Raw genomic sequence first — 11000 nt, forward strand, 5'->3', positions numbered from 1 at the left:
TAGCTTGTTACAACTTTTTTATAAGCGTAGGTTTGCTGGTTGGGGTCGCAAAAAAACTGGGCGACTGGCACTGTGGTGTCACGCAAAACTTGGCGGTACTGTGACATTGTATGAAGATGGTTTTATTCGCTCACTTGGCTTAGGTGTCGAGGGTTCTCCAGCATTTAGTGTAGTAGAAGATGATGTCGGTATCTATTATGATGCTACCATGCCAAGTAGGCTTGAGAATATCCTAAATAGTTATGACTTTATCGCAGATAGTGAACTAATGACAACAGCTCGAGAAGCTATTATGTTGATTAGAAAATATAATGTTTCTAAGTATAATAATGCTCCTGAAGTAGATGAGGGATTTTGTCAAAAATATAATTTAGCTATAAGCAGAGATAGTTATGAGATCCTGAATCAAGTTCACGATAGTTTTATCAAAAACAATATATTAATCATTGCTCAAACTGCTGGTGATAGTAGCCTTGAATATGGTCTAGCTAATCACTATACTACAGATGATATGCTTAGAGCAGCTATCCTTGAGAATCCATTAGCTAAAATATATCTCAAGATACATCCAGATGTCCTTACTGGTAAGAAACGGTCTGATATTGATATTGTAAATATCTCCAAGAATATCACTATAATCAGTGAAAATGTTAATCCAGTATCATTGCTTAAGCATTTTGATAAGGTTTATACTAAGACATCAGGTATGGGCTTTGAGGCGTTGTTGTCAGGCTGTGAATGTGTCTGTTTTGGTATGCCATATTATGCTGGTTGGGGTATTACAGATGATAGGGTCAAATGTGATCGTAGAGTCCGCAAGCTATCAATAGAAGAGGTTTTTGCAGCAGCATATATTCTTTACTCAAAATATTATAATCCTTACAAAAAAAGACAGTCCAATATTATTGATACTATTACTGAGATTGTCAAAAGACGGTAGTGAGAAGGATTCAGAGATCAGAGTGAATAGTGAAGAACTAATTTCCGTCATTCCAGACTCCGATCTGGAATCTCATTATGATGCAAACCTTCTGGTAACATGCTGAATCAAAGCTTATACTGAACTTGATTAAGTATTCAGAGTTCAGGGCTCATGTGCAAGAGAGATAGTAAGGCTCAAGCTTTGATCAGTATGAGTTTGAAAATCAAGGTACTTAATCGATGTCGTTAATAATGCTCATAAAAGAGGCTTATTCGATGATATTGAAGAGATTAGAGTTATGAAAGATGTTAGAAATACCATAGCCCATGAATATGTTGAAGATGATTTAGTTGATATTTTTGAAGATGCGCTATTATATTCTGAGAAATTAATAAGTATCATAAATAATACTTTGGGTTATATTGGTAGATATGTTTGACTTATGAGTAAAAAAATAGTAAATACTAAGAGAATTTTTTTGTTTGGTTTCTCAAGATGGAAGCACAATTATATTAAGCCATTCCTTACGGAGTATTCAAATGCTAAGATTTGTTTTATAAATCCTATATATGCTAGTGAGTATGATCTAGCATGTCGCAAAGGACTCAAAAAATACTCTGATGTCGAAATTTTTATTTGGGGTCGCAAAGAGTTTGCAGAAGTTCAAGAATTTGCTCGAGCTAATAATATCAAAATAACACGCGTAGAAGATGGTTTTATCCGTTCAGTAGCATTAGGATCTGATTTGACTCAGCCGTACTCACAAGTTTTTGATGATGTTGGGATATATTTTGATGCGACATGTCCGAGCAAGCTAGAGAATATTCTAAATTACTATAAGTTTGATAGGAAACTTCTTGAGCAAGCAAATACACTCATCGCCAAGCTTAGAAATTCAAAACTTTCTAAATATAACAAAGATGCACACCGTGAGCTTAATCTACCTACCAAAATGCGAAAAATCCTAGTACCAGGTCAAGTTGAGAATGATGCATCTATCAAATTTGGTGGTAGAGGTATGACTAACCTAGAGTTACTCAAAAAAGTCCGCCAAGCTAAGCCAAATGAGTATATTATCTACAAACCACATCCAGATGTTCTAAGTGGTAATAGATTAGGTAATGTTCCGGAGGATCAAGCACTACAGTATTGTGATGAGATTATAACTAATGTTAGTATGGCATCTGTACTATCTGTGGTTGATGAGGTGCATACTATTACATCACTTACTGGTTTTGAGGGGCTTTTGTATGGTAAAGATGTTTATGCCTATGGTATGCCTTTTTATGCTGGCTGGGGTCTTACAAATGATGCTTTGGTAGAGTCGCGTAGACAGCGTAAGCTTAGTCTCACAGAGCTTGTTGCTGCAGCGTATCTTATCTATCCTAGCTATATTCATCCAAATACGCTCAAGCCGTGCTCGGCAATAGAGCTTATTAATGAACTGATCACACTTCAGCAATCACCATTTCCAAAATACAGTAGTAAATCAAGAGCTGCTTATGCAGGAGTGATGCTTTATTTGCAGAGAGTTTTGAAGAAGAGTAAGTAGAATGCAGAGTTCAGAATTCAGTGAGTAGTGAGTAGTGAGTAGTAGCTTGGATATAAGCTATTTGCTAGAGTGCTATTTTGAATATGGTAGACTATTGGTTTGCAGATTGGTATTCGATGTGACGAGCCAATAGATTGCCATTATTAACTTGATCAAGAATCTAGAGATTGTGTCGACTACTTCGGTATTTGTCGAAGAGTTAGGTCTAGATTCCTGAATAAATAGAATCTCCATAATTTTCTCATCACTTAGTATTTGTCACATATCATGCATTATTTAGATATTTGATTTAGTGATGTTATAATCAGATAAGTGGTAAATGTTGATAATGGGTTCTAATGATAGTTGCATTTGAAAGTTTAAAGTATAACGCTTTTATTATGAAGGGAGTGTATCCTAAAGTACCTCCAACAGCATATGTTCGTATGGTGGATTGTAAAGAGTACTTTGAAACAAAATATGGCTTTAAAGTCGAGTTTATCAGCTGGGATAATTTACTAGACAGCAAACTGATTAGTGGATATGCTCGTGTCACTATACAAAGAGATGCAATTCCTGCTGAAAAAGTAGATGAGTGCTTAAAACAGTTAAAAAAACATAATGTTCCATATACATACGAGATAGATGATAATTTGCTAGAAGTTCCTGATGTAGTAGATACAGCTGGCAATTATAAAAAATATAAAAATCACTTTATATCACTAATACAAAATGCCGATGATATACATGTTACGAATGATTATCTAGCTAATATAGTAAAACGATACAACAACAATATAGTTATTAGACCAAATACAATTTTAAAATCTAGGTGGAGTGTAGATCAAGTTAATAGAATTGATCTGAATGTAGACAAGAGTAAAATAAATGTAATCTATTATGGTAGTAAGACTCATCAAGATGATTTAGATTTCTTTATACGTGTGTTAGAACAACTTAATCAAAAGCAGTATCAGATGCACCTATATGTTATAGGTTGTGGAGATTTTAAGAATGACAAATATATCACAAGATTAACACCTCCTACTTCTCGCTATGATGAGTTTGTGAGTTGGCTAGTAAAGATATCGCATAACTTCGATTTTGGGATAGCTCCACTTATTGAGTCAGAGTTTTCTAAATCAAAAAGTTACTTAAAAGCTATAGAATATGATGCTATGGGTTTGAGATGCATTTGTTCAGATATCAAGCCATATTCAGATTTAGATAAGTCTATTTATAAAAATGTATACTATGCTAAAAATACTATCGATGATTGGATAGCTACAATAACTAAACTAAGTAATGATAAAGATAAATTAAAAGTTGATAGATTAGCTTGTTTTGTATTGGGAATGCATCGAAGTGGCACATCAGCTTTAGCTGGAACACTTCATTATTTTGGTTTTGATTATGGTAGTGATTTAATGCCTCTAAGTGATGGCAATCCCAAAGGCTATTTTGAAAATAATTTAGTTTATCAGCATAATAGATATATGATGTCTCAGGCTAAAGCAAATTGGGATACTTACACCATGACAGTAGATGATATTCCTAAAGAAAAACAGCAAGAGTATATCAAAAAAGCTGAAGAAATTCTAAAATCGGAATTTGCTAATGCTGATAAGATAGCCATTAAAGATCCTCGCATTTGTATTCTATTTCCTATTTGGGAGCAGGCTTGCAAAAACCTTGGTATAGATATCAAAATAATAATACCGTATCGCAATCCTACAGAGGTGGCGATGTCTTTAGAAACTAGAAATAAGTTTTCTCATCAAAAGAGCTATTTAATTTGGGCACATCACTTTTTGATGGCAGAATTACAGAGTAGAAGTTATCCTAGAATTTTCACATCATTTGATTCATTAATTACAGATACAGATAGTACGCTTGAGGTATTATCACAGTTCTTAGATATATCAATTACTGATGAAATGCGAGCAAATGTAGATGATTTTCTTGATAAAGATATTAAAAATAATAATCAGCCAATAGAGTCATTTACAAAAAATACGCCAAGATTTTTGCAGTTAATGATCAAGGCTATTCGTGAAAAAGATTTTGAAAATCCTAAGCTTTTTAATGGTATTCATAGAGAATTGAAAATGTCTATCGAATTGTTTCAGCATCAGGAGTTTGTACAGGCAAATACTGAGTTAAATACGAAGGTTACACAATTAACCCAAGCAAATCAAAATATCCAAAAAGACTACCAAAATCTCCAAATAGAATTAGATAGTTTAAAAACAACTATTGCTGAAATCAAAACACAAACAGCTATTATTGATAAGATATTTGCGGATAAATAGTAGGTAGGGTGTAAGATATGCAAACACATCTAAAAAAACTTGAAAATGAGTCAATACAGATATTTAGAGAAGTAGTTGTACAGTTTGAAAATCCTGTGATGCTATATTCTGTAGGTAAAGACTCGTCAGTATTGCTTCATTTAGCGCGTAAGGCTTTTTATCCTGGTAAGATTCCATTTCCTCTACTTCATGTTGACACTACTTGGAAGTTTAAAGAGATGATAGAGTTTAGAGATAAAATGGCAAAAGAGTATGATTTTGAGCTTTTGGTACATATTAATCAAGATGGGATTGATCAAGGTGTAGGGCCATTTTCACATGGTAGCGCAAAACATACTGATATTATGAAGACTCAATCACTCAAGCAAGCTCTAAATAAAGGTAAATACGATGCTGCATTTGGAGGTGCTCGCCGTGATGAAGAAAAATCGCGAGCTAAAGAGCGAGTATTTTCATTTAGAGATAAGAATCATCGCTGGGATCCAAAAAATCAAAGACCAGAACTGTGGAATATCTATAATGGTATGGTAAATAAAGGTGAGAGTATCAGAGTTTTTCCACTCTCCAACTGGACAGAGTTAGATATTTGGCAATATATTTATATGGAGAATATCAAAATTCCAAGTTTATATTTTGCCAAAGAAAGACCTGTGGTTGAGCATGATGGTATTTTGATGATGGTTGATGATGATAGAACGCCTGTTGAACTAAGACAAAAGGCTGTAAATAAAAAGGTTAGATTCAGGACATTAGGTTGTTATCCACTAACTGGAGCTGTAGAGTCAGGAGCTGATACTCTACCAGAGATTATTCAAGAAATGCTACTAACCAAAACATCGGAACGCCAAGGGCGAGCTATAGACAAAGATAGTGCTGGCTCGATGGAGAAGAAGAAAATTGAGGGGTATTTTTAATTTCGAAGAAATTAAAAAGTTTGTAGTAGTAAGTGTATAGTAGGTAGATTATCAATGAAGTGTGAGAGCTTAGAAGTTTGGAAAAGATCTTGTAGAGTAAGTGCTGATATATATAAGTACTTTGCAGAATCAAAAGACTTTAGTTTTAAAGATCAGATTACCAGAAGTTCTTTATCTGTAGCATCAAATATAGCTGAAGGTATGGAAAAAGATTCTCATAAGGATAAAGCTAGATTTATAAATATTTCGGAAGGTTCACTGTCAGAATTAGTTATACAGATTTATATTGGAATTGAAATTGGCTATATAAATAAAGCTATAGGATTAGCCTAAAAAGATGAGCTCTATGAAATATTTAAAATGTTAAGAGCTTTAAAGAAAAATATATTGAAAGAAGTTAATAGTTGATAATCGGTATTATGTAGTAAAAGTAAGTAATAGAGCAAGTCGAAAACACTTGTTTTATCTCAATCTTACTAACTACTCACTTATAACTATTAACTTTCATCAAGGAGCAAAAATGTCACACCAATCAAATTTAATAGCAACAAATATACAGCAGTATCTTAAACAGCATGAGCAAAAAGAATTATTAAGGTTTATCACATGTGGAAGTGTTGATGATGGTAAGAGTACTTTGATAGGTAGGCTTTTGCATGATAGTAAGATGATATTTGAGGATCAGCTAGCTGCTATTACAGAGGATAGTAAGAAAGTTGGTACACAAGGCGATCAAATTGACTTAGCATTACTTGTCGATGGTCTGCAGTCTGAGAGAGAGCAAGGTATCACCATAGATGTGGCATATAGATACTTCTCTACTGATAAGCGTAAATTTATCATAGCTGATACTCCAGGGCATGAGCAATATACTCGCAATATGGCAACTGGAGCTTCAAACTGTGATTTGGCGATAATCCTTGTAGATGCTAGAAACGGAGTACAAACCCAAACGCGTAGACATAGTTTTATCTGTTCACTTTTAGGTATCAGGCATGTGATAGTAGCTGTGAATAAGATGGATGCAGTAGGTTACTCACAAGAAGTTTATAAATCAATCCAAGATGATTATATAAAACTAGCAGGAAGTCTTGAGATACCAGATATTAGATTTGTACCTATATCTGCTCTAAAGGGTGATAATGTTGTTACTAAAAGTGAAAATATGCCATGGTTCAGAGGATCGGCATTGATGCATTATTTAGAGACTATGAAAGTAGAGCATTCTGATAGTGATGAATTTAGATTTCCAGTACAACTAGTTTGTCGACCTAATTCAGATTTTAGAGGGTTTCAGGGTACTGTTGTTTCAGGTGAGGTTAGTGTAGGAGATACTATCAGAGTTATGCCTAGTGGTAAGATTACTACAATCAAGTCTATAGTCACATTTGATGGAGAGCTAGAATTTGCAGAGGCCGGGCAAGCTGTGACTCTAACAACAAATGACGAGATTGATATCAGCCGTGGAGATATGATTGTTCATAAGGACTCTATCTCGCATGTGTCATCTAACATCAAAGCACATATTGTTTGGATGCATGAGCAACCACTGGTCGAAAACAAAGATTACTATATCAAATTTGTGACTAAGCAGGTTACAGGCTCGGTATGCAAATTTAACTATAAAACAGACATAAATACCCTAAAAGATATTGATTGTGGTAAATTAGATTTAAATGAGATAGGTGCAGTTGAGTTGAAATTGTCAGAACCAGTGTGTTTTGATGATTATCAAAAAAATAGAGCTACAGGAGCATTTATAGTTATAGATAGATTATCTAATGCAACTGTTGGTGCAGGTATGATTATCAAACCACTTGCAGATGGCGAGATTAGAAAGGATAGTCATGATTATTCAGAGTTTGAGCTGGAGTTAAATGATCTTATTCGCAAGCATTTTCCTCATTGGGGAGCCAAAAACTTAAGAGGCTAACTTGTGAGCGCTATTTTATTATTTTTTATTATAATTCTTATGCTAGTGTTATTGTGCTTTTATCAGCATAAGACATTGATGATTTTTGCTGTTGTGATGTTTATTTGCTTCGGTTTGGGCTGGATTAGTCAAAAAGAGCTTTTAGCAAATGCTTCAAACTCATCACTGGTTACATTAGTAATCATTATGATACTTGCATCGGTGATTGAAAAGACAAGCGTGTTACGCAAGTTACAAAATCTATTGATTGCCAAAACAGAGAAAAAAACTTTAATAAAGGTTTTGAGTGTTTCGGCACTATCATCATCTGTGTTAAATAATACTGCGGTTGTAGCTATTCTTATCAAGGCTATCAATAATTCAAAGGCGGTGCTACCATCGCGACTTTTGATACCTATGTCTTATGCAACCATTATGGGCGGTACTTTGACACTAATTGGTACCTCAACAAATCTTGTTGTAAGTAGTATGTACTCAGCTGCAACTGGATCCAAAGGATTTGGTTTTTTTGATTTTACAATTGTGGGTGCTGTAGTAACTATATTTGGCTGTATAACATTATATTTTGCAAGTAGATTTTTGCCAAAAAAAGAGCCTCAAGCGAATAGTTATAGTAGTTATATGGTTGAGGCAGAAATTCTCTCTAAATCATCACTTATCGGTAAAAGTATTGAAAAAGCGGGTCTACGCCACCTAGAAGATCTATTTCTTGCCGAAATTATAAGAAAAAATGGAGATAGAATTTGTCCAGTTAAACCCCATAATATTTTAAGTGATGGAGATAAGCTCTTATTCTCAGGAGATATACAAAAAGTTTCGATATTAAATCAATTTGATGGACTGCAGCTATATGCACAAACAGAAGGTTTTGATACTCTGCAGTTAACAGAAGTTTTGGTCAAACAAGATTCTAGTATTATTGGTAAGAGTCTCAAAGATGTTGAGTTTCGATCAAAATTTGATGCAGCAGTAGTGGCAGTGCGTAGGGATGGCGAAAGAATATCTGGTAAGCTTGGTAAGCTAATTATCAAAGCTGGAGATATTTTGTTATTAGCTACAGGTGAGGATTTTAGAAGTAGAGCTAATATATCTCAGAACTTTTTGGTTATAAAAGGGGTAGAACCTAAAAGAGTGATTACAGGCTGGCGTGAGGCTTTGGTGATTTTTGGATTTATTGCGGTTATTGTTTATTCGGTATTTTCTGGTGCTTCGCTTTTCTCAGGTATGTTTGTTTTGCTGGGTATGCTGATATTAACCAAAAGTATATCTATTAGTGAGATTAAAAACAGCTTCCCAACAGAAGTTTGGCTAATAGTAACTAGTTCATTATGTATTGCTACAAGTATGGATAATACTGGTTTGGCATCGAGTATAGCTATATTCTCAAAAACATATTTAGCAGGACATTCTGCGATGTTTATATTTGTAGGGATTTTTATAACGACAATATTATTGACAGAGTTTATAACTAACAATGCAGCTGCTGCACTGATGTTTCCGGTTGCTTATAATTTAGCATTAGGGGTTGGTATAAATGTGTTTCCAGTGGTGCTTGGGGTGGCGTTTGCGGCGTCTGCAAGTTTCTTGACTCCGTATGGTTATCAAACTAATCTGATGGTAATGAATGCTGCAAACTATAAGTGGCGAGACTTTATCGTAACTGGAGTGCCAGTCTCAATTGTATATATAGTATCTTGCTGTGTTATGATACCTATAATTTATCCTTTATATTAATGGAGATATAAGTGAGCAAAAATATCGTTTGGTATGATACTAGCGTTTCAGCTGATGAAAGAGCTAAGCATAAAAATCACAAAGCCTTAGTGCTTTGGTATACGGGGTTAAGTGGCTCTGGTAAATCAACTATTGCTAATGCGGTTGATCGCGTACTATACGAAAAAGAATATCATACTTATGTGCTAGATGGCGATAATATCCGTTATGGTCTTAATAAAGATTTGGGTTTTGATGAAGCTAGTCGTATTGAGAATATTAGACGTATTTCTGAGGTTGCTAAGCTTTTTGTAGATGCAGGGTTGATAGTTAGTACAGCATTTATTTCGCCATATATATCCGATAGAGAGCAAGCAAGAGAGCTGATTGGTAAAAATAACTTCATTGAAATTTTTATAGATACCGAATTATCAGAGTGTGAAAACAGAGATCCTAAAGGTTTGTACAAAAAAGCAAGAGCAGGTGCAATAGCAGATTTCACAGGGATAACATCACTATATCAAAAGCCAGTGAATCCAGAGATACATATTAAAACACAAGCAAAATCTATAAAAGATTGTGCAGGGCAGATTTTTGACTATCTAGTTTCAAATAATAAAATCTAAGGTATATGTAATGTATATAGATATTTTCAATGGTGATGCAGATGGGATACTATCACTGATTCAGCTACGCAAGGCAGTGCCAGTAGCGAGTGATAAACATAGATTAATAACAGGAGTCAAAAGGGATATTTCTCTATGTAAAAATATCTCTAATCAAGATGCTAACAATGCAGTTGTGACAGTGTTAGATATTTCATATGAAAAGAATTATCAAGATATTGAGAGACTACTTGAGTATGTTAGTCAGATAGCATATTTTGATCATCATCAGGCTGATAAGCTAATCTCAAATCCAAAACTAAAAGCTAATATAAATACATCAGCAGATATTTGTACTGCACTAATAGTGAGTAGTAGATTAGATAAAAAGTATCATCTATGGGCTATCGCGGCAGCTTATGGGGATAATCTACATCATATAGCAGACAATGAGGCAGATTTGTTTAAATTGAATAGTGAGCAAAAAGTTCAACTAAAAGAGCTAGGGATGCTGATTAACTATAATGGTTATGGAAGTACGATTGATGATTTGTATTATCATCCAGCTGACTTGTATCATGAGTTAATGAGATATGAGACTCCATTTGATGTGATTGCTGATACAAAATCATGCTTTTATAAATTGAGAGAGGGATATGAGAATGATAGCAAAAATCTAGATAGCTTAGATATTCAAGACTTTGAAAGTCTTAAGCTTATTAAGTTACATAATCAACCTTGGGCAAGACGAGTTAGTGGTACACTAGGTAATAATTTGGCAAATAAGTACCATGACAAAGCGATCATAATTGCAACAGTAAAAGAAAATGGTAATTATCTAATAAGCTTAAGAGCTCCAAAAAATAAACCATTTGGTGCGGCTGATATTTGTTCACAATTCGCCACCGGAGGTGGTAGAAAGGCTGCTGCGGGGATTAATGATCTTGATGCAAAAGGACTTAATGAATTAGTAATTTTGGTTAATAGAGTTTATATTTGAAAGAGTAGATAGTTTTTAAAGAAGTTCATGATGACTAAGTTATCACAACAAGAGTATCAAACGATAGTTT

General features: G+C 34.3%; 10 protein-coding genes. All 10 read left to right on the plus strand.

All coding sequences use genetic code 11. The features are described 5' to 3' along the window. Positions 1-4 precede the first annotated feature (4 nt). The 10 genes from FTPG_RS04255 to FTPG_RS04300 all read left to right on the plus strand — a co-directional run bounded on the left by FTPG_RS04255 (position 5) and on the right by FTPG_RS04300 (position 10930). Positions 5-940, plus strand: coding sequence for a capsular polysaccharide export protein, LipB/KpsS family (locus FTPG_RS04255; protein ID WP_235264333.1), 936 nt, complete (start codon positions 5-7; stop codon positions 938-940). Positions 941-1220: 280 nt separating this feature from the next. Next, complete coding sequence (locus FTPG_RS04260; protein ID WP_004287193.1) at positions 1221-1361, plus strand: hypothetical protein; 141 nt, start codon at positions 1221-1223, stop codon at positions 1359-1361. 3 nt (positions 1362-1364) lie between these two features. After that, positions 1365-2474 (plus strand): capsular polysaccharide export protein, LipB/KpsS family, encoded by a 1110-nt coding sequence (locus FTPG_RS04265; RefSeq protein ID WP_004287194.1) that lies wholly within the window; start codon positions 1365-1367, stop codon positions 2472-2474. 338 nt (positions 2475-2812) lie between these two features. Further along, positions 2813-4765, plus strand: a complete 1953-nt coding sequence (locus FTPG_RS04270; protein WP_004287195.1) for a glycosyltransferase — start codon at positions 2813-2815, stop codon at positions 4763-4765. Positions 4766-4782: 17 nt separating this feature from the next. Beyond that, positions 4783-5679: a sulfate adenylyltransferase subunit CysD gene (cysD, locus tag FTPG_RS04275; protein ID WP_004287196.1), complete on the plus strand. Its 897-nt coding sequence runs from the start codon at positions 4783-4785 to the stop codon at positions 5677-5679. Between the two features lie 54 nt (positions 5680-5733). Beyond that, the gene (locus tag FTPG_RS04280; RefSeq protein WP_004287197.1) at positions 5734-6012 is read left to right on the plus strand and encodes a four helix bundle protein; all 279 of its coding nucleotides are present in this window, start codon (positions 5734-5736) and stop codon (positions 6010-6012) included. 187 nt (positions 6013-6199) lie between these two features. Further along, positions 6200-7612: a sulfate adenylyltransferase subunit CysN gene (cysN, locus tag FTPG_RS04285; RefSeq protein WP_004287198.1), complete on the plus strand. Its 1413-nt coding sequence runs from the start codon at positions 6200-6202 to the stop codon at positions 7610-7612. A 3-nt stretch (positions 7613-7615) separates the two neighbouring features. Next, positions 7616-9346, plus strand: a complete 1731-nt coding sequence (locus FTPG_RS04290; RefSeq protein WP_004287199.1) for an SLC13 family permease — start codon at positions 7616-7618, stop codon at positions 9344-9346. Between the two features lie 11 nt (positions 9347-9357). After that, positions 9358-9951 (plus strand): adenylyl-sulfate kinase, encoded by a 594-nt coding sequence (cysC, locus tag FTPG_RS04295; protein WP_004287200.1) that lies wholly within the window; start codon positions 9358-9360, stop codon positions 9949-9951. Positions 9952-9961: 10 nt separating this feature from the next. After that, positions 9962-10930, plus strand: coding sequence for a DHH family phosphoesterase (locus FTPG_RS04300; RefSeq protein WP_004287201.1), 969 nt, complete (start codon positions 9962-9964; stop codon positions 10928-10930). Positions 10931-11000: the final 70 nt, after the last annotated feature.

This window comes from Francisella philomiragia subsp. philomiragia ATCC 25015, assembly GCF_000156715.1.
GTDB lineage: Bacteria > Pseudomonadota > Gammaproteobacteria > Francisellales > Francisellaceae > Francisella > Francisella philomiragia.